The organism is Geminocystis sp. NIES-3709 (assembly GCF_001548115.1).
GTDB lineage: Bacteria > Cyanobacteriota > Cyanobacteriia > Cyanobacteriales > Cyanobacteriaceae > Geminocystis.
Map to the genome: position 1 here is coordinate 3,177,385 of NZ_AP014821.1, position 26,616 is coordinate 3,204,000.

Annotated in this window: 24 protein-coding genes and 1 tRNA gene; 18 read left to right on the forward strand and 7 right to left on the reverse strand. The window is 34.4% G+C overall.

Annotated features, from left to right (window positions below; genetic code table 11):
- The first annotated feature begins 37 nt into the window (after window positions 1–37).
- From carA to hisH, 3 genes are all read left to right on the forward strand, one after another.
- A complete protein-coding gene (gene carA, locus GM3709_RS13540; protein ID WP_066120233.1) occupies window positions 38–1,174 on the forward strand; it encodes a glutamine-hydrolyzing carbamoyl-phosphate synthase small subunit in 1,137 nt (378 codons plus the stop codon).
- A 663-nt stretch (window positions 1,175–1,837) separates the two neighbouring features.
- The gene (locus GM3709_RS13545; RefSeq protein ID WP_066120237.1) at window positions 1,838–2,701 is read left to right on the forward strand and encodes an alpha/beta fold hydrolase; all 864 of its coding nucleotides are present in this window, start codon (window positions 1,838–1,840) and stop codon (window positions 2,699–2,701) included.
- Between the two features lie 48 nt (window positions 2,702–2,749).
- On the forward strand, window positions 2,750–3,370 hold the full coding sequence (gene hisH, locus GM3709_RS13550) for an imidazole glycerol phosphate synthase subunit HisH (RefSeq protein WP_066120240.1): 621 nt from the start codon (window positions 2,750–2,752) through the stop codon (window positions 3,368–3,370).
- 76 nt (window positions 3,371–3,446) lie between these two features.
- On the opposite strand, the gene GM3709_RS13555 is transcribed toward hisH, so the two are convergent.
- Complete coding sequence (locus GM3709_RS13555) at window positions 3,447–4,379, reverse strand: ribonuclease Z (protein ID WP_066120243.1); 933 nt, start codon at window positions 4,377–4,379, stop codon at window positions 3,447–3,449.
- A 410-nt stretch (window positions 4,380–4,789) separates the two neighbouring features.
- On the opposite strand from GM3709_RS13555, the gene GM3709_RS13560 reads away from it, so the two are divergent.
- Window positions 4,790–5,476 (forward strand): glycoside hydrolase family protein, encoded by a 687-nt coding sequence (locus GM3709_RS13560; protein ID WP_066120249.1) that lies wholly within the window; start codon window positions 4,790–4,792, stop codon window positions 5,474–5,476.
- A gap of 73 nt (window positions 5,477–5,549) precedes the next feature.
- On the opposite strand, the gene GM3709_RS13565 is transcribed toward GM3709_RS13560, so the two are convergent.
- On the reverse strand, window positions 5,550–8,801 hold the full coding sequence (locus GM3709_RS13565) for an efflux RND transporter permease subunit (RefSeq protein WP_066120252.1): 3,252 nt from the start codon (window positions 8,799–8,801) through the stop codon (window positions 5,550–5,552).
- 139 nt (window positions 8,802–8,940) lie between these two features.
- Between GM3709_RS13565 and GM3709_RS13570 the strand changes: the two genes are divergently transcribed.
- The 5 genes from GM3709_RS13570 to GM3709_RS13590 all read left to right on the forward strand — a co-directional run bounded on the left by GM3709_RS13570 (window position 8,941) and on the right by GM3709_RS13590 (window position 13,519).
- Window positions 8,941–9,891, forward strand: coding sequence for a DNA polymerase III subunit delta' (locus GM3709_RS13570; protein WP_066120254.1), 951 nt, complete (start codon window positions 8,941–8,943; stop codon window positions 9,889–9,891).
- Window positions 9,892–10,233: 342 nt separating this feature from the next.
- Entirely contained in the window at window positions 10,234–11,493 is a 1,260-nt protein-coding gene (locus GM3709_RS13575; protein ID WP_066120257.1) for an aspartate aminotransferase family protein, read from the forward strand.
- A 319-nt stretch (window positions 11,494–11,812) separates the two neighbouring features.
- Window positions 11,813–12,103 (forward strand): ATP-dependent Clp protease adapter ClpS, encoded by a 291-nt coding sequence (clpS, locus tag GM3709_RS13580; protein WP_066121939.1) that lies wholly within the window; start codon window positions 11,813–11,815, stop codon window positions 12,101–12,103.
- A gap of 102 nt (window positions 12,104–12,205) precedes the next feature.
- A complete protein-coding gene (locus tag GM3709_RS13585; protein WP_396229709.1) occupies window positions 12,206–12,994 on the forward strand; it encodes a CPBP family intramembrane glutamic endopeptidase in 789 nt (262 codons plus the stop codon).
- 57 nt (window positions 12,995–13,051) lie between these two features.
- On the forward strand, window positions 13,052–13,519 hold the full coding sequence (locus GM3709_RS13590) for an MgtC/SapB family protein (RefSeq protein ID WP_082713008.1): 468 nt from the start codon (window positions 13,052–13,054) through the stop codon (window positions 13,517–13,519).
- A gap of 201 nt (window positions 13,520–13,720) precedes the next feature.
- Here GM3709_RS13590 and GM3709_RS13595 read toward each other — a convergent pair whose 3' ends face one another.
- A complete protein-coding gene (locus GM3709_RS13595; RefSeq protein WP_066120263.1) occupies window positions 13,721–14,338 on the reverse strand; it encodes a hypothetical protein in 618 nt (205 codons plus the stop codon).
- 236 nt (window positions 14,339–14,574) lie between these two features.
- On the opposite strand from GM3709_RS13595, the gene GM3709_RS13600 reads away from it, so the two are divergent.
- The 5 genes from GM3709_RS13600 to ctpB all read left to right on the forward strand — a co-directional run bounded on the left by GM3709_RS13600 (window position 14,575) and on the right by ctpB (window position 18,394).
- A complete protein-coding gene (locus tag GM3709_RS13600) occupies window positions 14,575–14,886 on the forward strand; it encodes a hypothetical protein (protein ID WP_066120266.1) in 312 nt (103 codons plus the stop codon).
- A gap of 236 nt (window positions 14,887–15,122) precedes the next feature.
- Window positions 15,123–15,293, forward strand: coding sequence for a hypothetical protein (locus tag GM3709_RS20800; RefSeq protein WP_173645722.1), 171 nt, complete (start codon window positions 15,123–15,125; stop codon window positions 15,291–15,293).
- A gap of 38 nt (window positions 15,294–15,331) precedes the next feature.
- Window positions 15,332–16,384 (forward strand): DUF3326 domain-containing protein, encoded by a 1,053-nt coding sequence (locus GM3709_RS13605; RefSeq protein ID WP_066120269.1) that lies wholly within the window; start codon window positions 15,332–15,334, stop codon window positions 16,382–16,384.
- Between the two features lie 82 nt (window positions 16,385–16,466).
- A complete protein-coding gene (locus GM3709_RS13610) occupies window positions 16,467–16,922 on the forward strand; it encodes an SRPBCC family protein (protein WP_066120272.1) in 456 nt (151 codons plus the stop codon).
- Window positions 16,923–17,092: 170 nt separating this feature from the next.
- A complete protein-coding gene (gene ctpB / locus GM3709_RS13615; RefSeq protein ID WP_066120275.1) occupies window positions 17,093–18,394 on the forward strand; it encodes a carboxyl-terminal processing protease CtpB in 1,302 nt (433 codons plus the stop codon).
- Between the two features lie 498 nt (window positions 18,395–18,892).
- Here ctpB and cpcA read toward each other — a convergent pair whose 3' ends face one another.
- Both cpcA and GM3709_RS13625 read right to left on the reverse strand, forming a co-directional pair.
- Window positions 18,893–19,384, reverse strand: a complete 492-nt coding sequence (gene cpcA / locus GM3709_RS13620; RefSeq protein ID WP_066120278.1) for a phycocyanin subunit alpha — start codon at window positions 19,382–19,384, stop codon at window positions 18,893–18,895.
- 62 nt (window positions 19,385–19,446) lie between these two features.
- Complete coding sequence (locus tag GM3709_RS13625; protein WP_066120281.1) at window positions 19,447–19,965, reverse strand: phycocyanin subunit beta; 519 nt, start codon at window positions 19,963–19,965, stop codon at window positions 19,447–19,449.
- Between the two features lie 474 nt (window positions 19,966–20,439).
- Here GM3709_RS13625 and GM3709_RS21710 point away from each other — a divergent pair, with 474 nt between their 5' ends.
- On the forward strand, window positions 20,440–20,754 hold the full coding sequence (locus GM3709_RS21710) for a transposase (protein WP_071828048.1): 315 nt from the start codon (window positions 20,440–20,442) through the stop codon (window positions 20,752–20,754).
- Between the two features lie 185 nt (window positions 20,755–20,939).
- On the opposite strand, the gene GM3709_RS13635 is transcribed toward GM3709_RS21710, so the two are convergent.
- Window positions 20,940–21,012 (reverse strand) — tRNA-Phe (locus tag GM3709_RS13635).
- 104 nt (window positions 21,013–21,116) lie between these two features.
- On the reverse strand, window positions 21,117–23,408 hold the full coding sequence (gene glgB, locus GM3709_RS13640; protein ID WP_066120287.1) for a 1,4-alpha-glucan branching enzyme: 2,292 nt from the start codon (window positions 23,406–23,408) through the stop codon (window positions 21,117–21,119).
- A gap of 269 nt (window positions 23,409–23,677) precedes the next feature.
- Here glgB and GM3709_RS13645 point away from each other — a divergent pair, with 269 nt between their 5' ends.
- The 3 genes from GM3709_RS13645 to GM3709_RS13655 all read left to right on the forward strand — a co-directional run bounded on the left by GM3709_RS13645 (window position 23,678) and on the right by GM3709_RS13655 (window position 26,499).
- Window positions 23,678–25,486, forward strand: a complete 1,809-nt coding sequence (locus tag GM3709_RS13645; RefSeq protein WP_231937569.1) for a diguanylate cyclase domain-containing protein — start codon at window positions 23,678–23,680, stop codon at window positions 25,484–25,486.
- A gap of 135 nt (window positions 25,487–25,621) precedes the next feature.
- Window positions 25,622–26,293 (forward strand): serine O-acetyltransferase, encoded by a 672-nt coding sequence (gene cysE / locus GM3709_RS13650; protein WP_066120290.1) that lies wholly within the window; start codon window positions 25,622–25,624, stop codon window positions 26,291–26,293.
- 17 nt (window positions 26,294–26,310) lie between these two features.
- Window positions 26,311–26,499 carry a heavy metal transporter gene (locus GM3709_RS13655; RefSeq protein ID WP_066120294.1) on the forward strand — a complete coding sequence of 63 codons (189 nt, stop codon included), beginning with the start codon at window positions 26,311–26,313 and terminating at the stop codon, window positions 26,497–26,499.
- Window positions 26,500–26,616 lie beyond the last annotated feature (117 nt).

The window sequence follows — 26,616 nt, forward strand, 5'->3', positions numbered from 1 at the left end:
CAAATTCGATTCTCAATAAAATTAATACTTTCTGCTTATGTCTATTTTAAATTTTCAACCGGCTGTGTTGGTATTAGCCGATGGTACATCTTATCAGGGTTATTCTTTTGGGGCAAAAGGTACAACTTTCGGAGAAGTGGTTTTTAATACGGGAATGACGGGTTATCAAGAAGTGATGACAGATCCTAGTTACTCCGGACAAATCGTTACATTTACCTATCCTGAACTGGGAAATACAGGAGTTAACCTCGAAGATGAAGAATCTTTTAAACCTCATATTAAAGGAGTTATTGCTCGAAACATCACCGAAAAACCTAGTAATTGGCGATCGACTCAATCCTTACCTGATTATTTGATACAACATAAAGTAGTTGGTATTTATGGTATTGATACCAGAGACTTAACTCGCCGTTTAAGATCTTCAGGCGCAATGAATGGAGCTATTTCCAGTGAAATTCTCGATCCTGATGAGTTATTAGTACAACTACAAGCTGTACCCTCTATGGCAGGATTAAACCTCGTCAAAGAAGTAACGACAAAAGAAGTTTATGAGTGGATAGAACCTACTACCTCTGAATGGGAATTTAGCCATAGAACTAATTTAACAGAAGAAAAATTTACCGTTGTTGCCCTTGATTTTGGCGTTAAGCGTAACATCTTACGCCGTTTAGCTAGTTATGGTTGTAGAATCATTGTTGTTCCTGCAAATACATCTGGTGAAGAAATTCTTCAATATAATCCTGACGGTATTTTCCTCTCCAATGGGCCCGGAGATCCCTCTGCGGTAGCCGAAGGTATTGAAGTAGCTAAAGCCTTGTTAGAAGCGAAAAAACCCATCTTTGGGATATGTATGGGACATCAGATTCTCGGTTTATCTTTAGGTGCAGAAACTTTTAAACTAAAATTTGGTCATCGAGGATTAAATCAACCCTGTGGATTAAAGCAAAAAGTAGAAATTACCAGTCAAAATCACGGTTTTGCAGTTACGGAAGAATCTTTGAATGCAGACGTAGAAATTACTCATCTTAATCTGAACGATCGAACAGTGGCAGGATTAAAACATAAAACTTTACCCTTCTTCTCTGTACAATATCATCCCGAAGCCAGTCCTGGCCCTCATGATGCGGACTATTTATTTGAACAATTCGTTAAAATGATGCGAGATAATAAATAATTAGGAATTAGGAATTAGGAATTAGGAATTAGGAATTAGGAATTAGGAATTAGGAATTAGGAATTAGGAATTAGGAATTAGGAATTAGGAATTAGGAATTAGGAATTAGGAATTAGGAATTAGGAATTAGGAATTAGGAATTAGGAATTAGGAATTAGGAATTAGGAATTAGGAATTAGGAATTAGGAATTAGGAATTAGGAATTAGGAATTAGGAATTAGGAGTTTAATCATTGACACTCCCACCGTGTAATAAATTACGGGGCTAATAGTGATTGTCTGCTAAAGCGACTAAAACTGAGCTCTTGCATCAGAACAAAAATACTTAATACTGCTCCTTGCTCTCTACTCCCTATCTTCACTAATAATTTTATATCGAACTGAGGTTGAGTAAGAGTCATCTATAAAAATAATGATCCATTTATACACAAACAAAAATGAAATCTACAATAATTGCTTTAGCCGATTTGTGCTATTAAGCCTTGTTAATTTATTGCAAGGTAGTTTATGGTAAAATCCTAAAAATCAATAAATCTTAATTAGGGATTGATAATGACAGAAAATAGGATGTATTCTTAAACTACTAGTACTGCAAAACTCAAATCGATATAATCAGAAAAAATAATTAATTAGTACTGAATTTCTTTACAACAATTCACTGATAATGCTTGACTACAAAATTTGGCAATGGCAAGGCTTTAATATCGGTTATCGCAGTGAGGGAGAAAAAGGGCAAGCTATTCTCTTTATTCATGGTTTTGGGGCAAATAGTGGTCATTGGAGACATAATTTACCGTTTTTTGCTGAAGATTATCGTTGTTATGCCTTAGACTTAATCGGTTTTGGGGCATCGGATAAACCAACTCCAAATCAACCTTTATCATACACATTTGAAACTTGGTCAAAACAAGTAGCGGATTTTTGTCGAGAAGTAGTTAAAAGTCCCGTATTTTTGGTTGGTAACTCCATCGGTTGTATTGTGGCGATGCAAATGGCGGTGGATAATCCTGATTTAGTTTTAGGAATTACTGCCCTTAACTGTTCTTTACGATTATTACACGATCGAAAACGTCAAAATCTTCCTTGGATTAGAAATTATGGTTCGATAGCCATGCAAAAAGTATTAACGAATCCTATCATCGGTAACTTTTTTTATGAGCAAATAGCCAAGCCAAAAGTTATTAAAAATTTGCTTTCCCAAGCCTATCAAAGAAAAGAGGCTATAACCGATGAATTAATTGATTTAATATATCAACCATCTCAAGACAAAGGCGCATCAGAGGTGTTTTTAGCTTTTACGGGTTATTCTCAAGGGCCTTTACCTGAAGACTTATTGCCTATTTTATCCTGTCCTGTCACCTTTTTATGGGGTACAAATGATCCTTGGGAATCGATCGAACTAGGGAGAGAATTAGCTAACTATCCTTGTGTAAAAGATTTTATCGAATTAGAAGGATTAGGGCATTGTCCTCAAGATGAAGCACCTGACATTGTTAATCCTATTTTACAATTAACAATTAATAATTAACACCTAAAACCTAAAACCTAAAACTTAAAACCTAAAACCTAAAACCTTATGTCTATTATTGCCGTTATTGATTATGATATGGGAAATTTGCACTCTGCTTGTAAGGGTTTAGAAAAAGCAGGTGCGACAACAAAAATTACTGATTCTGCCAAAGAAATTGCCCAAGCAGATGCGATCGTATTACCCGGAGTCGGTTCATTTGATCCTGCCATTGAGCATTTAAGAGAAAGAGATTTAATTTATCCGATACAACAGGCTGTGAAAAGTGGGAAACCATTTTTAGGTATTTGTTTAGGGTTACAAATTTTATTCGAGACATCAGAAGAAGGAAAACAAGAAGGTTTAGGTATTATCAAAGGTAAGGTTAAACGCTTTAAATCCGAGCCAAATCTAACTATTCCTCACATGGGTTGGAATACTCTTGAGTTAAAACAAAATCAACACCCTTTATGGCAAAATCTTCCTTCTTCTCCTTATCTATATTTTGTCCATTCTTATTATGTTGATCCCATTGATAAAAATGTTATTGCTTCTCAAGTCACTCATGGCACACAAACAGTTACAGCCTCGATCGCTCTTGATAACTTAATGGCTGTACAATTTCACCCTGAAAAATCCTCTGATTACGGGTTGCAAATATTAACCAATTTTGTCAAATTAACCTCTTGATAAAGTGAATGGAGTAAAACTCTTTAGTGATATTTTCAATACCTAAGAAATGATCTTAAATTCATTCAAAATATATCTAGCGACGACGAGGAATTTCATAATGAAAAAAATCATGGGCAAGTAATGTATTCGGGAAAATTGCTTGAGCTTCTTTTAGTAAATCCTTTAATTGTAATGGGTTTCCCGGGGCATAACGAGGGCTAAAATGAGTCATGATCAATTGTTTTACTTGGGCGGCTAATGCTACTTGTGCCGCCATAGTGGTTGTTGAGTGCATTTTCTCAAAGGCCATTTCTGCATCTTGGTGGGCAAAAGTCGCTTCATGTATCAAGACATCTGCATCTTGAGATAATTCGATCGCATTTTCACAAAAAACTGTATCGGTACAATAAACGAATTTACGACCTATTTCGGTTGGCCCACAAAATTGAGAGCCGTTAAATATGCGTCCGTCTTCAAGGATAACAGTTTCTCCTGCTTTCAGTTTGCCATATAAAGGGCCAAAAGGAATACCTATTTGTTTAGCTTTTTCTACATCAAATTTACCCGATCGATCTTTTTCTGTAACACGATAGCCAAAGGCAGTAACTCGATGTTTTAAGAGTTCACAAGTGACGATTAATTCATCATCTTCATAGACTAAACCCGGTTCAACTGTTTTAATTTGTACACCATAAGGAAAATAAGTATAGGAATATTTCATACAGGCTTTTAAATAAGGTTCAATGCCGGGAGGCCCATAAACTTCAACGTTTTCGGCATGAGCACCTAATCCGCAACTAGCCAATAATCCCATTAAACCAAAGGTATGATCTCCGTGCATATGAGTAACAAAAACCTTTTTTAGTTGAGAAGTTTTTAAATCACTGCGCAATAGTTGATGTTGAGTACCTTCTCCACAATCAAATAGCCAAATTTCTCCCCTTTGAGTCAACCGCAAAGCAACGCTAGATACATTTCTAAATTTAGTTGGTACGCCTGAACTTGTTCCTAAAAAAGTTATTTCCACTGTGATTTTCGATCGATTTTGACGCTATGTTTTAATTATAAAGTTTTTCTGTTTATCAAACTTTAGTCAATGCTTGAGTTGTTAATTCAATAAGTTGTGTTACGGAAAATTAGCTTTAATATGTTGTCTTACAATATTAGAAATATAGGCGTTGGTTAATAGCTAGATAAAATATGTTTAATGACAACAACAATTCAAGATTCTAAATATTATTACTCTATTATTACTCTTGCCTTTTCCCTTTTCCCTACCTCAACCAAAAATCATAGTTTAAATCAGCAACGCCGAATATTTTTTTTTAATAATTGAATCACATTTAGAAGATTAATGTAAAGTTTTGGTCTTCCCTATGTGGGAAATTAATATATCATATAAGGTAATTTTTTGATTTATTGTAACTGCTGAATTGTATGACGAATTTTAGTAATGACAAAGGAAATTTTACTGCACAGGTAGGTAATGTACTTAAAACAGCAATTATTTTGGTCATGCTATCGGGATTAGTTAGTGTTTTTATTCAAGAAAAGAAAAATGAGTTTAAAAAAGCTGGTCAACATTTTATCTCCAGTATATATGGCAGTCCTCCTCTTGTTATGGATGGAGGAAATCCTTATATTCGAGCTTTAATGCGTACGATTAGTTCTAGTGAGTCTAATTATATAAATCCGTATCATGTTATTTACAGTGGGAAGTATGTCAATGATTTACGTAAACATCCAAATATCTGTGTAACGATCGTTAATGGCCCAAATAAGGGTAAATGTACCACAGCTTCGGGAAGATACCAATTTTTGAATACGACTTGGGCTGAAAAAGCAGTTTTATATCATCCTGAGCCTTCACAATTTTTTCTGTGGAAGGATTATAGTTTTGAACCAGAGTATCAAGATAAAGTTTTATATAATTGGCTTACTGATTCTAAGGCATGGGATGAGGATATTAGTCATTTATTGGAACATGGTGAAATCGATCGAGTTTTAAAATTGTTGTCTTCTACGTGGACAAGTTTGGGTTATGGAATAGAAGACAATACCATGACTAAAGAGTTACCACAAATATATAACAAATTACTCAAAGAAGAACTAAAAAATAATTAAATAAAGTTATAAAGTTGACAAATACAAGTTTTAGATATTGCTGACTTTATAACTCATTAGCTTTCTTAATTATCTAATTATCTGAGACAAGAGTCGGTGGTTGTTGATTAGTTGGATTTCCACCATTTTTATCGTTGTCTGAAGGTTTAGGAGGTTTTGTTTCCCCTTCTAAAACATATTTTTCAAAGTTCTTAATAACAATATAAAGGTTAGGAACAAAAAGCAAACTAAGAATAGTGGAAATAATCATTCCACCAAATACGGCAGTACCTAATGACCAACGACTAACACTTCCTGCACCACTAGCAACTAATAAAGGTAAAAAGCCAAATAGGGTGGAAAAGGTGGTCATTAAAATTGGTCTAAAACGCTCGGTAGCGGCATAAATTGCGGCTTGGGTAATATTCATACCTAATGTTCGTGCTTGGTTGGCAAACTCCACAATTAAAATGGCGTTTTTACTAGACATTCCAATAAGCATTACTAAACCAACCTGTACATATATGTTATTATTGAGAATAGGCCAAATGCTGTCGGCACCTTGAAATTGAACTCTTAACCAGATACCGCCTAATGCTCCTAAAATAGCCAGTGGTACAGTTAACATGATAATTGTTGGATCAATATAGCTTTCATATTGAGCAGCCAATACTAAGAATACCATTACAAAACCTAACCCAAATACTATGGGCGCCGCACCTCCAGCCGTTTTTTCTTCGGCGGCAGTATTTGTCCACTCAAAACCGAAACCGGGTTGTAAGGTTGCCGTTGCAACTTCTTCCATCACTTGAATTAATTGTCCTGAACTGTAGCCTTGGGCAGGAGAAACGTTAATTTTAATGGCGGGATAAACATTATAGTTAGTTACAATGGGAGGATAGGTGGTTTCTTCGAGAGTTAATATATCGCTCAATTGCACCATTGCACCGTTACGACTACGAACATATATTTCACCAATATCACTAGGATTCGATCGAAAATCCCCATCAGCTTGGGCAAATACCCGATATAAACGCCCGTCTAAAACAAACTGATTAACAAAGTTTCCTCCCAGATAGGTTTGTAAATTACTTAAAACTACGTTTATATCTACATTCATCGCTTTAACTTTTTCTCGATCGATATTAGCTTCTAGGATAGGAGAGTTAAAGGTAAAGGTAGTAAATGCACCAGCAACCTCAGGACGTTTATTGGCCGCCGCCATGACTCTTTGAGTATTATCAATTAACGCATCCATTCCTGTTAGCTGTCGATCTTGAATATAAAGTTCTAAACCACTAAAGTTACTTAAACCGTCCACGGGTGGAGCATTAACGGCAAAAACTCTGGCGTTATCAATTTTTTGTCTCAAAATAGGATTTAATCGGCGAATTATTCCAAATACAGAATGTTTTGCCCCTTCTCTTTCTGCCCAAGTTTTTAATTTGATAAAGAATAAACCTTGATTACTGTTAATACCATCGAAGGAAAATCCCGTTAATGCCATAGCATGATCAACTTCTTCAAATTCCATGATTTCCGCCATGATTTTACTGTTGATATCTTGGGTATAGTTAAGGGATACACCTGGTTGTGCAGTGGCAATAACAAAGAAATACCCCTGATCTTCTTCGGGAATAAATCCTTGAGGTATAGTTTGGTACATCCATCCGGTTAAAACTAAACCACTGATGAAAATAATCATAATCAGGGTTTTGAGCTTCGTCAAAAAAGTAATTATATTGCGGTATCCTTCTTTAAAAGCATCAAATAAACGGTTAAATAGTTCAAAAAATAATCCTAAAGGACCTTTTGTTTTTGCTGGTGCTTTAAGTAATATCCCTGACATAGTAGGAGAAAAAGTTAAAGCGTTAAAGGTAGAGAAGACAACGGCGGCGGCGATCGTTAAAGCGAACTGTTTATAAACAATACCAGTAGTACCGGGGAAGAAAGATACGGGAATAAACACTGCCATTAATACCACCGATGTAGCGATAACTGCTCCAAATAACTCATCCATAGAGTCAAAAGCGGCCTGAAGGGGGCGCATTCTCTGGGCTAATTTATTGGATACAGATTCTACAATTACGATACCATCGTCCACTACTAAACCTGTTGCTAGTACACAAGCGAATAAGGTTAACTGATTAAGGGTGAAACCTAGGGCTTTTAAGGCAATCATTGCACCAACTAAAGCCACTGGAATCGCAACGGAGGGAATAATGGTGGTACGCCAGTCTTGTAAAAATACGAAAATAACTAATACTACCAGTGCGATCGCCTGTAATAAAGTTATCACTAAGTCTCTTAGTGCAGCATCAATGAAAAGAGTATTATCTAAAACAATTACATCTTTATATCCGGGTGGGAAGGATTTTCTTAATTCTTCCATTTTTGCCTTAATGGCGTTTGCCGTATCAAGGGCATTACTACCGGGTAACTGATAAATAATTAAAGCAACGGCGGGGGTATCTCCATCAAGGGTAATTAAAGTAATATAATTTTCTACTCCTAATTCTGCTCTACCAACATCACCGATTTTAATTAAAGTTCCATTATCTCCCACCTTCACCACAATATTTTCAGCTTCTTCTGGGGTGACAAAACGTCCTTGTACTTTTAAGGGAATTTCAAATTGTTGTTCTTGGGGATTCGGTAATCTACCAACACCACCAGTACCAATATCAAAGTTTTGCTCTTGAATCACAGCCACCACATCTGTCGCAGTTAAACCTCTGGCGGCTAATTTGTTAGGATCGAGCCAAATTCGCATAGCATAGGTAGATGAGCCAAGGGCATTCAAATTTCCTACCCCTTTAATTCTATTTAATTCATTCCACAGATAGCGATCGAGGTAGTTAAATAGGAATACGGTATCATATAAGTATTTACCATCTTCTCCTTTTTCAGAGTAAAAAGCGTAAGCAAGGGTAACACTAGGAGATGCTTGTTGGGTTGTAATGCCTGATTGGTTAACGATAGGTGGTAAGCTAGATTGGGCTTGTGCAACTCGATTTTGCACTAATACTTGTGCCGTGTTGCTATCAATTTCAACAGGAAAACTAACGTTAATAGTACTTTGTCCTGTATTAGCGGTATTGGAGCTAATCCATCGAATATCTGCTGTACCATTTATTTCTCTTTCTAAAACGCTAGTGACATTATCTACCGTGGTTTTCGCATCTGCACCCACATAGTTAGCTGTAACGGAGACTTGTTTGGGGGCAATTTGTGGCAGTTTATCGAGGGGTAACAGTGCCATACATATCACCCCGATGAGGATAATAACGATCGAGCAAACCGTTGTTAACACTGGGCGTTTAATAAATTCTGAAGAAAGAGACATATATTAAGGTCGATCGATAAATGATAACTAAATCAATGATACTGATAAAATCCAAGATAAAGGAAATTTTGTTTTATTATACTTATAAGTTAAAAATCTTAATCAACTGCTTATTTTCCATTCTTAATCGATCATTATCATGAAGCCTTTGGCTAAATTAATCGGGCAACCTCTTGCGGTGGAATTATTAGAACGTGCGATCTCTGTCGATCGTATTGCACCAGCTTACTTATTTGTAGGAGCAAAGGGCGTTGGGAAAGCTTTTGCCGCAAGGTGTTTTACAGAAATGTTAATGATTAAAACCACAGATAATTATGTTTCTGCTTCCAAAAAATTAGACGAAGGAAATCACCCTGATTTTTTATGGGTTGAACCAACTTACAATGATAAAGGAACATTATTAACAGATAAAGAAGCAACAGAAAAAGGATTAAAACGTAAAACAGCACCAAAAATTAGAATCGAACAAATTAGAGAAATTAGTCAATTTTTAGCAAGGCCTCCTTTAAAATCTGATCGCTCGATCGTGGTGATAGAATCAGCAGAATTAATGGCAGAATCGGCAGGAAATGCTTTATTAAAAACCTTAGAAGAACCGGGACAAGCTACTATTATTTTAATTGCACCTAGCATTGATTCTATCTTATCAACATTAGTTTCTCGGTGTCAAATTATTCCTTTTTCTCGTCTTAGTGAAGAACATTTAAAATTAGTTTTATATCGTCAAAATGTTGCAGAAGTTTTAGATTATCCTCAACTAATAACAATGTGTCAAGGATGTCCGGGAAAAGCGATCGATGACTGGCAAAAACTTAAAGAAATATCATCAGAATTGCTATTAAAATTAACTAAGTTACCGAATAATGTGATAGATGGCTTAATTTTGGCAAAAGAAATTACGAAAGAAATAGATTTAGAAAATCAAATTTGGTTAGCGGATTATCTACAATATCTTTACTGGGATAAATACCGAAAAGTTAAATTAATTGAAAGTTTAGAAAAAGTAAAAAAAACTTTAATTCGTTATGTGCAACCTCGTTTAGTATGGGATTGTTTTTTCTTAGATTGTCAAGATATAACCATGCTTTAAATAATCTTTTAATATAAAAATCTTCTAAGGAATGAGAAATTATTAAACTTTTACTACCATATAGGAAAAATTACTTGTCCGACATTTATTTATTCTATAAATTTATACTAATTATTTTTTTTCTGTTAATCTACTTATTCGTGAAAAATTCCTAATTTTATAATTTTTGTTAAATAAATTTATCGACAAATTTTTTCCACCTAGTTAAATTTTAAATTCCCAAATTGTCTGCATTTCTTTATATTCACTATCGCTCGACGTTGAATATGACAGAATAAGAAATAATTGTCAATCTGAAAGAATTATTGAATTTCCCTAAGATAGAAAATCAGGAGCAAATTTGTGACTACAGCAACATTAGAACCTAATAATATAGATACTGGCTTTAATCAAGATACTTTCAACACTTATGTGATGAACACCTATGGGCGTTTTCCCATTACCATTGAAAAGGGTTTGGGGTGTAAACTTTGGGATACTGATGGTAAAGAATATCTCGATTTTGTGGCAGGTATTGCTACTTGTACTCTCGGTCATGGTCATCCTGCTTTAGTAGAAGCAGTAACTCAACAAATTCAAAAGTTACACCATGTTTCTAATTTATACTATACAAGAGAACAAGGTGAGTTAGCTAAATGGATTGTAGAACATTCTTGTGCTGATAAGGTATTTTTCTGCAATTCTGGGGCGGAAGCAAATGAAGCAGCTATTAAATTGGTGCGCAAATATGCTCATACGGTGTTAGAGTTTTTAGAACAACCTGTTATTCTTACCGCCAAATCAAGTTTTCATGGACGGACTTTAGCGACTGTCACCGCCACAGGACAACCTAAATATCAAAAAGATTTTGAACCCCTCGTACCGGGTTTTGAGTATGTTCCCTATAATGATATTACGGCGATCGAAGAAGCTATTACGAATATTGATGAAGGCGATCGTCGAGTGGCCGCAATTCTTATTGAACCACTACAAGGAGAAGGAGGCGTTATACCCGGAGATTTAGATTATTTTCTGAGATTACGGAAAATTTGTGACGATACTGGAATATTATTAGTTTTTGACGAAGTTCAAACAGGAGTCGGCCGAACCGGTAAAATGTGGGGTCATGAAAATCTAGGAATTGAACCAGATATTTTCACTTCTGCAAAGGGTTTAGCCGGTGGCATTCCCATTGGTGCGATGATGTGTAAGTCTTCCTGTGATGTGTTTCAACCCGGTACTCATGCTAGTACTTTTGGTGGTAATCCTTTCGCTTGTTCTGCTGGATTAGCTGTATTACAAACTATTGAAAAAGAAAATATCTTACAAAATGTTCAAGCCAGAGGTGAACAATTACGCACTAAATTAAGATCGATCGCCATAAAATACCCTCATATCTTTAAAGAAGTAAGAGGTTGGGGTTTAATTAACGGTATCGAAATAAAAGCAGATGTGGAATTAACTTCTTCAGATATAGTGAAAAAAGCGATGGACAATGGTTTATTATTAGCACCTGCCGGGCCTAAAGTCTTGCGTTTTGTGCCTCCTCTGATTGTATCTGCTGAAGAAATCGATCGAGCTAGTGAAATTTTAGAAACGACGATTGCCAGTTTAATTTCCTAATGGGATTGAGTAAGGTATTAGGTGTTAGTTATTAGGTAAATAATTGATGAAAAAGTATTAACAATTGATTTTACTTAGATTTATTTAATTAAATAATTAAACAGATTTGGCAAAATTAACCCAAAGCCCACAACCTAAAACCGACAACCTACTTATATCAAAGATTCTTGCATCTAACTGAGATTAAGTTAATATTTTTAGGGACGTTCTCCGTAACGTCTCCAGATAATTTAGAGTTATAATATTTCTGACAAATAAGTTATGTAGAGTTATAATCTGCTCATTTGTAACTTTTTTTTATATGGGAGGTAATTTTTTTATGAGTACTCAAGTAATTGATAATCCAAGTACTAAGTCCGTGACTAAACGCAGACATGATCCGGGTTATCGAGTATTATTACATAACGATAGTTTTAATACAATGGAATATGTGGTTCAAGTTTTGATGGATACCGTTGGCATGAATGAACCTCAAGCTGTTAGTGTTATGATGGAAACTCATACTAATGGTATCGGTTTAGTTACAACTTGTGCTTTAGAACACGCTGAGTTTTATTGTGAAAGCCTCAAAAGTCACGGTTTAACCAGTACGATCGAACCTGCCGAGTAATTTGTATAATAGCTCTAAACACTATTGAATTAAATATTAACAAGAATTTTGTTGCTTGAACGTCTTAAAAATTATCCTTTTTTGGTGAGGTTAGGATTATTTATCTTGACCTTATTTTTTATTTGGCTACCTTTTGCTATACCTATTTATTATTTTTTAGGAGAAAAAGATCCCAACCTAACAACTATTATTACTATGGCAATTTTATTTGTCATTTTCTTATGTTTAGTTAAATTTTGGGGTAAATATATTTATAAAAATGATCATATTTTTCAGTATTATGGTCTTGTTAATAGTAAAAAAAACCTTGTACACTTGGGCAAAGGTTTAATTATTGGTTTTTGTTTTACATGGTTATTATTCGGGGTAGAAAGTTTATTTGGTTGGTTAAATTTTCAGTTTCCAACGATGGCTTTTCCCAAATTAATTTTAGAAGGTTTTATAAGTGCGATCGGGATTGGATTTGCAGAAGAATTATTTTTTAGAGGTTGGTTATTATCAGAGTTAGAAAGAGATTTTTCTTTGTCTATTTCTGGTTTTTTAAATGCTTTAATGTTTGGTATTTCTCACTTTATTAAGCCTATCTCGGAAATTATTAGAACGATCGTCACTTTCCCCGCTTTATTATTATTAGGATATACTCTTGTGTCAGCGAAACGATCTCATCAAAATCTATTAGGAATTAGTATCGGTCTTCATAGTGGCTTAGTTTGGGGTTATTATATCCTTAATGTTGGGGAAATGATAACTTATACAGAAAGTGTACCTCAATGGATTACTGGAATAGATAAAAACCCGATCGCCGGAATTATGGGGTTAGGTTTTCTCTCAATTTTATTATATATTACGAAAATATCAAAAAAAATTCCATCTGATATTTCTTCAAAGTAACCATAAGTTTTTTGTTGAGAAACTATTTTTAGTATCAATTAATTGTTAATTTATACAATGCTATTAAATTTACTAATTGCCACTATATTGGGTGCAATTTTAGGATTAGAAAGAGAATTAAGACACAAACCGGGAGGAGTAAAAACCAATGCTTTAGTATCGATGGCTTCTTGTGCTTTTGTTTTGATTGTTAAAAATGTGGATGCTTCTGAAACCGCTAGAGTTATGACAGGAATTATACAAGGTGTCGGTTTTATTGGCGGAGGGTTAATCCTCAAAGCCGAAAAAAATACCAAAAACGTAACTGGAGCTACAGAAATATGGGTATCTTCTGCGATCGGTTTATCCTGTAGTGTGGGTTTATGGGATTTAGCGTTGGCATTGTTACTACTATCTTTAATTATTTTAAGGACAATGAGAGTATATTTTCCTAACAAAAACCATCCTGAATCACCTCAGTTCAATATAAGAATTGGAAATAAAAGTAATACTAGAGATAAGAGAAAACAAGGAGAAGAAGAATAAATATTTGTCCGAAACTCAATTTATTTTTCGATTCCTTTTTTGTATATATCTGTAAATCTATTTTCTACTTTTTTTAAAACAATTTTTATATCGAACCGTGAGATTCTTTTTGGGTTTCGTTATCTCCAGCTAATCGACAATAAATAATTAAGTTGTTTAAAGTATATCAAGCCTTACCTGATAAATTTTCATCTACTAATATTAATCAATCAAGGCGTTTAATAACACTTGAGTTAAACCAACTTCTTCCATGTCATCCATCGTGATAGTGTCAACTATATCAAATTTAGCTCCTGCATCTTGGAGTAAATCATCTAAGGCTTTAAAATACTCCGTGGCTTTTTTATCATTCCCAATTTGAATAAAAGAAATCCCTAATTCATTATCTTGATCGATTTTTTGGGTAGCAGAAATGATTAAACGAATAATCTCTTTAGGTTCATCTGGTACACCATCGGTAATAACTAATATTGTTTCACCATTTGGTTTTGCGTAACCTTCGGCTTTTCTTTGAAAATAATTATCTAAGGCATCTTGTAAAACACTTTTGAGATCCGATTTACCCATCGGTTCATTTTGAGCATAAATTTCCCTAATTTTCTCAGCATTAACATTATCATACCTTCTAAAACGTCCTGAGTATAAATAAACAGTAATACCATCAGGATCAATTTCATCACACTTTTCAGCTAAGGCAAAGGTAGATTCTTGGGCGATTTCCCAAAGAGTTTTACCTGTACCATTATCTTTGTTTAAACTACTACTTTTATCAATTATTAAAGTATAGTCTCGATTAGTAACAATAGATTCAGTATTCATAAGTAAAAATTCCTTATATTTATCTCTACCATGAATGATAATAGCAATCTTAAAAAGATGGTGTAAAAATAGTTGTCGGAAGTTGACAAATAATAAAAACCTACTTATGTTTTAGTTACTTTATTTTTTTGACACATTGTAAATTATTTTTGCAAATCTATTAAAAATCTTTAAATTTAAGCTAGAACAGACTTATGGCTTTAATCTAAATATAGTAAAAATAGTTTTAAAAAATTATGGATAGCGAAAAAAAATATCGGATGATTTGTACTCTCGCTTTTGGAGATATTTACGGTCAAATTATTGTTTGGTTAGGGGTTATTTTTATCAGTCTTGCTAGTACTTTAGCCTTGTGGAGTAGTACACGTCAAATTTATGCCTTTGCTACGGTAGGCATTGTTTTAGTTTTATCTTTACCCTTTTTACTTTTTGCTTTTGTCACCACTTTATTAAATCATATTGAGTTTGTTCCAGTGGAAGAACTTGAATCTAATCGAGCTAAAAGTAAAGCTAAATTTATGGGTAAAACAGCAGAAGCGACTACTTAAATAATTGATAATTAACAATTAATAATTAACTTATTTTTTCTCTTATCACTCAATAAAATACAAAATAGACTTATTAATAAACATCGATCGAGTTTAGAATGAAAATAGTTAGGATTTCTCACCATGAAAATTTATTTTCAGAAAATGTCTAGTCGATCGAGTTGGAATAATACAGGAAAAATATTATAATTCGGATAAAATAACTGTACTAAACTCAAAAACTATTAATAGAAATCATGACAACTCACTTTATTACCGCAGAAATTGATTTACAAGAAAATCCTCTCAAGTTAAAACAGGAAATTGAAACAAAATTAAATCAAGAAGGTAAACCTTTACGTTGGGCAATTACATCTGTTGATGAAACTAAAAAACAAGCTAAGGTGGAAGCGATCGTGACGAAGTAATTAATAGATTAAGATCATAAAATTAATTATCATTTCCGATGATCAAAAAACCCTATGCTAGTGTTTTAATAATTCCTACAGGTATTGGTGCATCTATTGGTGGTTATGCAGGGGATGCTTTACCTGTGGCACGATCGATAGCTCAAGTATGCGATCGAGTTATAACTCACCCTAACGTAATGAATGGGGCGAGTTTATATTGGCAGTGTGAAAATATTGAATATGTAGAAGGTTATGGTTTAGATAAATTTGCATCGGGAGAATGGGGTTTAGAATCGGTTACTCAGAATAAAATCGGTTTAATCTTAGATAAGGGTATTGAAAGGGAATTAAAGTATCGACATCTTCAAGTTGCTGATGCTGTGAGGGCGACTTTAGGTATCAATATCCAAGATTATATTCTTACTGATCGACCTTTAAATGTCGAATTGAGATTGGCTAATAGTGGTGCTAGTTGGGGTACTATCGGAAATCCTGACAGTTTGTTACGGGCGGCAGAAAAATTGATTAGAGAAGCAAAAGTCAACGCTTTAGCCGTAGTAGCAAGATTTCCTGATGATACTGATTCTCAAGCCTTACAAGATTATCGTCAAGGAAGCGGTGTGGATGTTTTAGCCGGTGCAGAAGCAGTAATATCTCATCTCTTAGTAAGAGAATTTCAGATACCTTGTGCCCATGCACCAGCTTTATCCCCTCTACCCTTAGATATTAGTATATCACCTCGATCGACTGCGGAAGAATTAGGATACACTTTTTTACCTTGTGTTTTAGTGGGATTAAACAAAGCACCTCAATTTACCTTTGCCAAAAATCATGATAGTCTTTGGTCAGAAGATATAAACGCTTTAGTTATACCAGCAAATGCCTGTGGTGGTAGTGCAATGCTAAGTTTTAGCTGTTTAAATACTAAAATTATTGCCGTAGAAGATAACAAAACAGTGTTAGATATATCTCCTGAAGTTTTAGGCATTAAGGTGATAAGAGTTAAATCTTACTTGGAAGCATTAGGAATAATGGTACTCGATCGAGCAGGTATTCGTCATGATGCCCTAAATTGTGATAATGAATTACGAATGACAAAAATAAATTAGAAATCTAAAACATTGCTTTTAATGATGAAATTAAGATCAGCTTAGTTTACAATTAGAATAATCCACAGAGTAATTAATCTTAATGGGTCAATTTGAGTATAGAAGCACGATCGAAGCTCCCGTCGAAAATGTTTGGCGATTTCATGAAAGACAAGATATTTTAGAACTGCTAACACCTCCTTGGCAACCCGCCAAGGTAATTCGCCGACAGGGTGGTTTAAATATTGGGGCAACCAGCGAATTTTTGCTCGTGTTTGGATTTATTAATATTCCTTGGTTAGCTCGTCATACTGAGTATGAACAATATAAATTATTTACCGATGAACAAATAAAAGGGCCAATGGAATCATGGATTCATCGTCATCATTTTAATAGTAAAGGAGCAAAAACTGTTTTAACGGATACGATCGAATATAAAATCCCGGGGGGATGGTTAAGTGAATTATTGCTAGGTTGGTGGGTAAATTCTCGCCTGAAAGAAATGTTTCGTTATCGTCATCAAATTACTAAAAAATATTGCGAAATAGAAACAATTTAATTCATTATTTTCATCCATCTAAAGTCCATTGTTATATTGCCTTTTATTTGACTACAATACAAATAACACTTAATTCTGTCCCAATTATTCATTCATCGAAAATGTTCAAGATAATGATAAGACAGTAAAATAACAAACTAAATTACTCCAGACTTATTAACTCGTTAGCCATGAAACCTCAAGTTAAAAAATTTCCCGTCTTAAAATCCTTATTAGCTACTTTAGCTACTGGTAGTTTACTCAGTTTTGCGATTTCTCCTACCGTCCAAGCAGAAATGACGGATAGTCCTAAAATGGTAGTAGATGAGATGTGGCAAATTGTTAATAGTGAGTTTGTCGATCGAAATTTTAATCAAATTAACTGGCAAAAAAAACGAGAAGAACTATTAAACAAAAATTATAATAATAAAACTCAGGCTTATCGTGCCATTAATCAAGCCCTAAAAGATTTGGGTGATCCTTATACCCGCTTTCTTCCTCCAGAACAATTTGAAGTTCTCAACAGTCAAACTTCGGGAGAAACTTCTGGAGTTGGAGTTCGTATTGCGATCGATTCCCGTACTCAAGATTTATACATTATTGATGCCATCAAAAAATCTCCTGCCGCCGAAGCGGGATTACAACGAGGCGATCGTATAGTTCGCATTGACGGAAAACCGACAGCTTTAATGGATTTAGATCAAGCATCAGAAGCATTGAAAGGAGAAGTAGGAACAGAGGTAAAATTAGAAATTGCGAGAGAAAAACAGTCTGCCTTTCAAGTAACAATCGTCCGTAGTGAAATAGAAGTTCCCTCGGTAGATTTCAGTCTCAAAAAAGAAGGGGGCTTAAATGTAGGCTATATCAAATTGGATGAATTTAGTTCCTTAGCCGCACAACAAATGAAAGATGCTATTGACCAACTACAAAAACAACAAGCCTCTGCTTTTGTCCTTGATTTAAGAGGTAATCCAGGAGGTTTATTATTTGCCAGTGTCGATATTGCCAGAATGTGGATGTCAGAAGGTGAAATTGTTGATGTAGTCGATCGTCGTGGGGGACATCGTCGTTTTCAGGCAGATAACTCTGCTATAACAGACTTACCTTTAGTTGTCTTAGTCGATGGTAATTCTGCTAGTGCCAGTGAAATTTTAGCTGGTGCATTAAAAGAAAATAAACGAGCTACTCTTGTAGGTACAAACACTTTTGGAAAGGGCACAGTACAATCAGTTCACTCTCTTTCTGATGGTTCAGGATTAGCCGTTACGATCTCCCGTTACTATCCTCCTAGTGGTATGAATATCAATAAAAAAGGTATTTCTCCTGATATTGTTCAAGGTATCAGTCGAGAAGAAGAGTATCTTTTAACTCAAAATCCTTCCCTATTGGCAACGAAAGCAGATCCTCAATACTCTAAAGCTGTTACTATTCTAAGAACCAAAAACCCTATTTCATCTCCAAATAACTCTAACTCAGTCAGTATTTTACAGTAATTACCAATCAGATCACCGCAAAAACTACTCTGTTGAAGACAAGAAATAGAATCATTAATAAGACTTTTCTTCTTCAGATTGGTGTCCAAAAAATTTGGTTTACTTAGGGTTTGCTGAATAAGTCAGAAAGCAATAAAAATCGATGGTTTAGAAATACTATATACATTAAGAAAAAATCACTAAATTTGAGAATTTTTGTTTAAAAACTTGATATTTTTATAATATTTATTTTAATTGACAATAAAGTTGAATAATACCCAACTACTAATAAAATCTCGATTATTCAACAATTTTACGAACTGCTCTCTCCTACCTTATCCAGATCCTACTTAAACAGCATTGCCCGAAAAAACCAACAAACACGCTTCTTAACTCGTATTAGCTGATTTTCTCAGGCAATGATTTTTTTATTTCAACCTTGAGAATAACAAGGATTTTTATTTGATGATAAAAGCCTAATTAAGCCTTTGAGAATCACTCTGAAGTAGAAAAAGGAGACTAGCTGAGAGCGTTGATAGCGTAGTCGATGTAAGAATTAGCTTCGGAAGCTGCGTCACCACTTAAACCATGGTTAGCTTTGATATATTTTAATGCTTCAACATACCAGCTAGGAGATAAATCAAAACTACGATTGATTTCATCAATACCAGCAATTAAGTACTCATCAATAGGACCAGTACCACCAGCAACTAAACAGTATGTTACCATACGGAGATAGTAACCGATGTCACGAGAGCATTTTGCTTTACCTTGAGCAGTAGAAGCGAAGTTAGCACCAGGAGTGGTGGTGGTATAAGGGAATTTGCTGTAAACAGCGTTAGCTGCACCATCGATTAAACGTTGTGCGTTGTCGGTTAAGGACTTAGCAGCTTGTAAACCAGAGGTAGCTTGACGAAAACGACCGAAAGCGATTTGTAATTCGGTGCTGCTTAAGAAACGACCTTGAGAATCTGCTGCGGATACTGCTTCAGTTAAAGGGGTTTTGGACATTTGATTGATTTCTCCTAAATAATGTTTTTGTTACTTGATTTATCTTTTGGGTATGGTTATACCTATGCAACTGCAGCAGCAGCACGATCGAAATAGGTAGCAACTTCAGCCATTAAAGCACTACAGTCACCAAGGGTAATACCGTTAGTGTCGTTAGCTATTGCAATAGCTGCATCTTTCATTTTTTGAACGCCAACAGCTACGGAAGATCCAGGAGTACCTAATGCTAAGTAGGTTTCACGAAGGCCATTTAAACAACGATCTTCTAACACGGAAGCGTCACCAGCGAAGATAGCGTAGGTAACGTAACGTAAGATTATTTCCATGTCACGAAGACAAGCAGCCATACGACGGCTAGTATAAGCATTTCCGCCAGGAGCAATTAATTGAGGTTGCTCAGCAAATAAAGAACGAGCAGCGTTGGTAACAATAGCAGAAGCGTTACCAGTGATACGATTTACGGTATCAATACGTTTGTTGCTGTCGCTTACCATTTTGCTTAAAGCATCGATTTGAGCAGAGCTTAAGAACTCACCACGAGCGTCAGCTTGAGAAACAACCCTTGTGAATGCGTCGTACATTTTAAGTTAATCTCCTAATAGAATTAGTTTATTTTGTTGATTTTTTTATTAAATTTTAGCTTAACTTTAAAGTCAAACTAGATTCGGAGTTAAACCCCTAAAAATTAGTTTCCATTATTATATGCTTAAGCACAAGTTATTGTTAAGCATTTGTAAAGAAACTTAATCTTTTGATAAATTTCTTTTGAGAAACTTACTTTGGAAAGGTTATTAAATCTTTCTTTTAAGTTTATACCCCGTATCTGCGCATTTGTTTATTACGTCTTGTTAAATTTTTCTGAGACACTTATTCACATTTCTTTATATCTTGAACAGAAGTTAATCTTTTGGTTGATGAAGTTAATTTTTTTCCTTACTTTATAGAACTCATTTAGTATCTAAGGAAAAATACCATTAGAGATCATCGAGAGAATAGAAAAAGTATATGATTCCATAGCAGACAGAGGATTAGAATATCACGAATCATTACCAGAGTTGGTATGTTCAAGTAATAGAGGGAGGAAAAAGAGGCGAAGAGGACATAACTTGTTAATCAGATTAAGTAAATACAGGGAAGATGTATTAAGGTTTTTGAGAGAAGACAAAGTACCATTTACCAATAACCAAGGTGAAAGAGATATAAGAATGATGAAATGTAAGCAAAAAATCTCAGGAAGTTTTCGGACGATAGAAGGTGGGCAAAATTTTGCCTTAATTCGTTCAGTCATATCAACAGCGAGGAAACAGGGGATGAATATTTTAGAAACCCTGACTCAACTGTTGAATGGAGAAAATGTTGTTTTCGTTTAAATTTTCCTGACGTAGGTAGTTACTAAATTTCTTTTCTTTACTGGTTGCCGTCCTTCCGAAGCCTGTGGGTTACGTTGACAAAATGTCGATTTAGGATCGAAGAAAAGGGAAAAATTACGGATTTATAAGGGTTTGAGAGAACAAGGTCAAGTGAGAGAAGAGGATTAAGTGACCTAGTTTTGTGATGGCGGGAGGCGGAATTGAACCGCCGACACGAGGATTTTCAGTCCTCTGCTCTACCAACTGAGCTATCCTGCCTGATTTTCTTCACTTATATAATATAACTAATTTTTTTTTTCTTAGCAAGGGTTTTAACAAATATTTTCAAAATTAATAATGGTGGGCATTGCCCACCCTACTCTCTAATTATTAGTAGTAACAGAGTTAGTAGTTTCTCGATCGAGTTTTAACATTAAAACTCCTAAAGGAGGTAAGCACAAATCAAGAGAATCGGGATAATTATGGAAAAACCATTTTTCTGTCCATTTTCCGCCTAAATTACCCATGTTACTACCACCATAGTCACGAGAGTCGCTGTTAAAGATTTCTGTATAAAATCCCTCTTGAGGTACTCCAATACGATAATGGCTATGGGGTTGGGGAGTAAAGTTACAGACAATGACGATAAATTCTCCATTTTTGCCTCGACGAATAAACGCAACGACACTATGACGATTATCACTACAATCAATCCACTGGAAGCCTTCTTCTTCAAAGTCTAACTCATATAAAGCAGGTTCATTTTTATAGAGGGTATTAATGTCAGCAAAGAATTTTTTTAATTGTTGATGTTTTTCGTATTGCAGTAAATGCCATTCTAAATCTGTCCATACATTCCATTCACTCCATTGTCCAAATTCCATGCTCATAAACATAGTTTTTTTGCCCGGATGGGCGAACATATAACCAAAAACACTACGCAAATTGGCGAATTTTTGCCATTCATCTCCCGGCATTTTACCAATCATGTTACTTTTGCCGTGAACAATCTCATCGTGGGAAAGAGCTAACATATAGTTTTCGCTGTGATGATACCACATACTAAAAGTGACGCTATTTTGGTGAAATTGACGAAACCAAGGATCCATACTAAAATAATCTAACATATCGTGCATCCAACCCATGTTCCACTTCATGTTGAACCCTAAGCCACCCATATAAGGAGGACGAGATACCATTGCCCAAGAAGTAGATTCTTCAGCGATCGAAAGAATACCCGGAAAGTAATTAAAGATAGTACCATTAACTTGGCGCAAAAATTCTACCGCTTCGATATTTTCCCTCCCACCATATTGATTTGTTACCCATTCTCCATCCTCTCGATCGTAGTCAAGATAAAGCATAGAGGCAACGGCATCAACTCTAATTCCGTCAATGTGATATTTATCAAACCAAAATAAGGCATTCGCTACAAGGAAATTACGAACTTCGTTGCGTCCATAATCAAAAACTAATGTACCCCATCCCTTATGTTCTCCTTTGCGGGGATCTCCATGTTCAAATAAATGAGTACCATCAAAGAAGGCTAAACCATGGCCATCTTTGGGGAAATGTCCGGGTACCCAATCAACGATAACACCAATATCATTTTGATGACATACATCGATAAAATACATTAAATCTTCTGGACTACCGTAACGAGAAGTCGCTGCATAGTAACCTGTCACTTGATAACCCCATGATCCATCAAAAGGATGTTCAGCAACGGGTAATAATTCAATATGAGTGTAGCCTAATTCTTTGATATAAGGAATTAATTTTTCTGCAAATTCATAATAATTTAAAAAACGGGCAGTGGACTTTAGTTCCGATACTTGAACAACTTCAGCAGTGTTTCCATATTGTTTTAGAGGATCTTCTATAGAAGTATGTAACCATGAACCTAAGTGCATTTCATACACAGAAACAGGTTGACTAAGGGGATCTGTATTACGACGTTTTTCGAGCCAATTTTCGTCATTCCATTGATATGAGTCTAAATCAGCAACGATCGAGGCGGTTTTTGGGCGTACTTCTTGATAAAATCCAAAGGGATCTGACTTTTCATAAATATGTCCTTCCCAATTTTTAATCTCATACTTGTAATGAGTACCATAGTCGAGATCAGGAATAAATATCTCCCAAATCATATTCTGACGTTTCCGCATTTGATGTTCTCTGCCATCCCAAGAGTTGAAATCCCCTAAAACAGATACATTCCGAGCGTTAGGCGCCCAAACCGCAAAATAGACCCCTTTAACGCCGTTTTGTTCAATAACGTGAGCCCCCAACTTTTCATAAATGCGATGATGATTACCTTCTCCGAATAAATGTATATCAAAATCAGTTAATTGTCCTTCTTTAAATTGATAAGGATCATATATTACTTTTTCATGATCTCCCTCTTTGATTCGCAGTTGATAGCTATTCAATTCTTTGGCTTCAATTTCACACTCAAAAAAATTAGGATGATGATGCGATCGCATTTCATATTCTTGATGAGCGTTAGGAATAACTACCGAAGCACTGGTAGCTTTAGGTAAGTATGCTCTGATTACCCATTTTTTTTGATTATCTTTTTCTGATAGCAGATGACAACCTAGTATTTCAAAAGGATCATGATGTAAATTATGAACGATTTGATTAACTTGCTCAGAGGTTATTGTTGTAGGCATTTAATTTTTAATACTTAAACGTTTTTAATATTGTTTTAATCATGATACCTAGTTTTGCTATTGTGGGAATCAGTTTTTCTATTCTTCAATTTATGGCTTTCTGATTTCGATCGTCATAATTACCCATGTAAATTTAATGGTATCGCCAGTTTTTAGTGATACTAAGATATGACATTAATCAGTATATATCGATTGCTATATTGAAAAAGAAGAAAATTAATCTTCCGCCGTTGTTTAATTTATTAAATATTAATTGGATTGCTATAATAATGAATTATAAATCCTCTGAACCTAATCATAATGTGAAAAACCAAAGTGAGCAGTTAACATCCAATCTTAGAGAAACGTTATTAGATTATCAAAAAAAAATAGCGGAAGAAAATAGAGAAGAAGGACAATATTTATATTTACTAATTATTGAAGATGGCAGCGATAAACGTTTAATTTATTTGACTGATGAAATGTACGAAATTGGTCGTCGTCATGATGCTGAAATAATTTTCCACGATCAAGCAGTATCAAGAAATCATGGCACTATAGTTAAAGAATATAATCAAGAAGAAAACTTATTTTTTTACAAAATTTTTGATGGTGATTTATCAGGACACACAAGCACAAATGGTCTAATTATTAATAATAAAAAATATCAAAATAAATACTTGGAACATGGAGATTTAATACAACTTAGTAAAAAAGCAAAAGCTAGGTATTTTGTGATTGATAAAGACTCACAAATAAAAGATTTTTTAAATTTTGTTAATTCAGAAAATAATAATGAAATTCTAATTGATAAAGACTTAGAAAGTTATGCAAAAAAAACCTTAGATTATCCTCCTTTTAATCTTGATATTGGTAATGATCTCAGCTTAGAAAAAGAAAACATTAATGAGTATATTTCTAAACTTAGTTCTTTTGCGGAATTGAGTCCTTATCCTATCGTTGAAATAAATTTACAAGGAAAATTAACTTACTATAATCAAGCGGCTAGTTTATTATTTCCTAAATTAGCTGATGAAAAAATGAGTCATCCTGTTTTATCTAATTTATTGAAAGCTGAACATAAAATTCATGGAAACTTATTTGTTAGAGAGTTACATTATCATAATAAAATTTTTGAACAATATATCCATTATTTACCAGAATTAAAACTTATTAGAAGCTATATATTTGATTTTACGGAAAGAAAACAAATTGAAGCTAAACTAAAAGACAGTGAAGCAAAATACCGAGCTGTCATTGAACAAATTTCTGAAGGAATAATTTTATTTACTGCGGAAGACTTTTTAATTATTGAATGTAATATATCAGCAACTAAAATTTTAAAATATCCTCTCAAGGACTTAATTCATGAAAATATAGAATTATTTTTAGCCAGTAAACAGCAAGAATTTAGACAAAATTTACAAGTACTTAGAATAAGTAAAATTAGCTTTACTCAAGAGTTAAAATTAAAAGTTAAAAATGATGAACCTGTCGACGTTGAATTAAGTGTAAGCGTTATTATTTATGAAGATAAATTAGTATTTTGTTCTGTTTTTAGAGATATTAGTGAACGAAAAAAATTAGAAAACAAACTGAAATATCAGGCTTATCATGACAGCTTGACTGGACTCTATAAACGCAACTTTTTTCTTCACTGTTTTGCTAAAAATATAGCTCGAGCTAAAAGAAAAAAAATGGTCATAGGAATTATGTTTTTTGATGTAGATCATTTCAAACAAATTAACGATAATTATGGTCATGATATTGGTGATTTATTACTTCAACAATTTTCTCAAAGATTACAACATTCTTTACGAGAAAGTGATTGTTTAGCCCGTTGGGGAGGAGATGAATTTGTGGCTTTATTACCTGATATTTCTTCTCAAGATGATTTAATGATTATCATCGATCGAGTGATAAAATCAATACGAAATCCTTTTGCTTGTAATGGTGTAATAATAAGAACTTCTACCAGTATAGGAGTAGCGATTTATCCAAAACATGGTGAAGATATTGACTCTTTATTGAAAAAAGCTGATGAGGCTTTATACACTACCAAAAGAAACGGAAGAAATGGTTATACCATTTATATTTAAGGATTGTCTCATCATATTTAGGCAGAGGTAACTGTCAATTGTATATTGTTGAAAGTTTTCCTTGGGTAAAAAATAAGGCTCAAATGCTGTGCTATAATTTGAAAATTAGAACTTTTTTTAAAAAACTAGCTGATTGTGCTTTCTTCACTTATCGCTGATTACAAAATTATTTTTGAACGAGATCCTGCCGCTCGTAACTGGTTAGAAGTATTACTCTGCTATCCCGGATTACAAGCCCTTGTTCTTCATCGTTTATCCCATTGGCTCTATAATTTAAAATTACCCCTTATACCTCGTTTAATGTCTCATTTTGGACGTTTTTTTACGGGTATTGAAATTCATCCGGGGGCAACCATCGGTAAAGGAGTATTTATTGATCATGGTATGGGTGTAGTAATTGGGGAAACAGCAATTATTGGTGATTATTGTCTAATATATCAAGGTGTCACTCTTGGTGGTACGGGGAAAGAATGCGGGAAACGTCATCCAACCCTTGGAGAAAATGTAGTTATTGGTGGTGGTGCTAAGGTTTTAGGTAATATTCTTATCGGTAATAATGTTCGTATCGGTGCAGGTTCAGTAGTATTAAAAGATGTCCCTTCTGATTGTACCGTAGTTGGTATTCCGGGTAGAGTAGTTTATCGATCGGGTGTAAAAGTTGATCCTCTTGATCATAGTAATTTACCAGATTCTGAAGCAACAGTTATTAGGACTCTTTTAGATAGAATTGAACAGTTAGAAAAACAAGTAATTGAATTACAACAGCAATCTCTTGAGAAACAATTTTATTCTTGTGATAAATTTTGAGCAATCCTTGATAAATCATGAATATTACTGTACCGTCTATTGCTTGTGAAGTTTGTGCAAATACGATCGCCAAAGCAATTAAAAATTGTGATCCAGATGCGATCGTAAATGTTGATGTTACCACTAAAGTTGTGGAAATTGATACCCAAAAAACCCTAGATGAGATGAAAAAAGTTATTATTGAGGTAGGGCATAGTATTAATTAGGAATGAGAAATTATTAAAAAGTATTGAAATTTTGGCGTTGCTTAACTAAGCCATGAATTTTGATCTATTTACAAATCTAAATGGTATCTTTCTCCATTTTCTAATATTCCTAATGAC

Bases quoted from the DNA above. Each gene is read 5' to 3' on its own strand.
- carA (WP_066120233.1), top strand. From the start codon at position 38: ATGTCTATTTTAAATTTTCAACCGGCTGTGTTGGTATTAGCCGATGGT.
- GM3709_RS13545 (WP_066120237.1), top strand. From the start codon at position 1,838: ATGCTTGACTACAAAATTTGGCAATGGCAAGGCTTTAATATCGGTTAT.
- hisH (WP_066120240.1), top strand. From the start codon at position 2,750: ATGTCTATTATTGCCGTTATTGATTATGATATGGGAAATTTGCACTCT.
- GM3709_RS13560 (WP_066120249.1), top strand. From the start codon at position 4,790: ATGACGAATTTTAGTAATGACAAAGGAAATTTTACTGCACAGGTAGGT.
- GM3709_RS13565 (WP_066120252.1), bottom strand. From the start codon at position 8,801: ATGTCTCTTTCTTCAGAATTTATTAAACGCCCAGTGTTAACAACGGTT.
- GM3709_RS13570 (WP_066120254.1), top strand. From the start codon at position 8,941: ATGAAGCCTTTGGCTAAATTAATCGGGCAACCTCTTGCGGTGGAATTA.
- clpS (WP_066121939.1), top strand. From the start codon at position 11,813: ATGAGTACTCAAGTAATTGATAATCCAAGTACTAAGTCCGTGACTAAA.
- GM3709_RS13590 (WP_082713008.1), top strand. From the start codon at position 13,052: ATGCTATTAAATTTACTAATTGCCACTATATTGGGTGCAATTTTAGGA.
- GM3709_RS13595 (WP_066120263.1), bottom strand. From the start codon at position 14,338: ATGAATACTGAATCTATTGTTACTAATCGAGACTATACTTTAATAATT.
- GM3709_RS13600 (WP_066120266.1), top strand. From the start codon at position 14,575: ATGGATAGCGAAAAAAAATATCGGATGATTTGTACTCTCGCTTTTGGA.
- GM3709_RS20800 (WP_173645722.1), top strand. From the start codon at position 15,123: ATGACAACTCACTTTATTACCGCAGAAATTGATTTACAAGAAAATCCT.
- GM3709_RS13605 (WP_066120269.1), top strand. From the start codon at position 15,332: ATGATCAAAAAACCCTATGCTAGTGTTTTAATAATTCCTACAGGTATT.
- GM3709_RS13610 (WP_066120272.1), top strand. From the start codon at position 16,467: ATGGGTCAATTTGAGTATAGAAGCACGATCGAAGCTCCCGTCGAAAAT.
- ctpB (WP_066120275.1), top strand. From the start codon at position 17,093: ATGAAACCTCAAGTTAAAAAATTTCCCGTCTTAAAATCCTTATTAGCT.
- cpcA (WP_066120278.1), bottom strand. From the start codon at position 19,384: ATGTCCAAAACCCCTTTAACTGAAGCAGTATCCGCAGCAGATTCTCAA.
- GM3709_RS13625 (WP_066120281.1), bottom strand. From the start codon at position 19,965: ATGTACGACGCATTCACAAGGGTTGTTTCTCAAGCTGACGCTCGTGGT.
- glgB (WP_066120287.1), bottom strand. From the start codon at position 23,408: ATGCCTACAACAATAACCTCTGAGCAAGTTAATCAAATCGTTCATAAT.
- GM3709_RS13645 (WP_231937569.1), top strand. From the start codon at position 23,678: ATGAATTATAAATCCTCTGAACCTAATCATAATGTGAAAAACCAAAGT.
- GM3709_RS13655 (WP_066120294.1), top strand. From the start codon at position 26,311: ATGAATATTACTGTACCGTCTATTGCTTGTGAAGTTTGTGCAAATACG.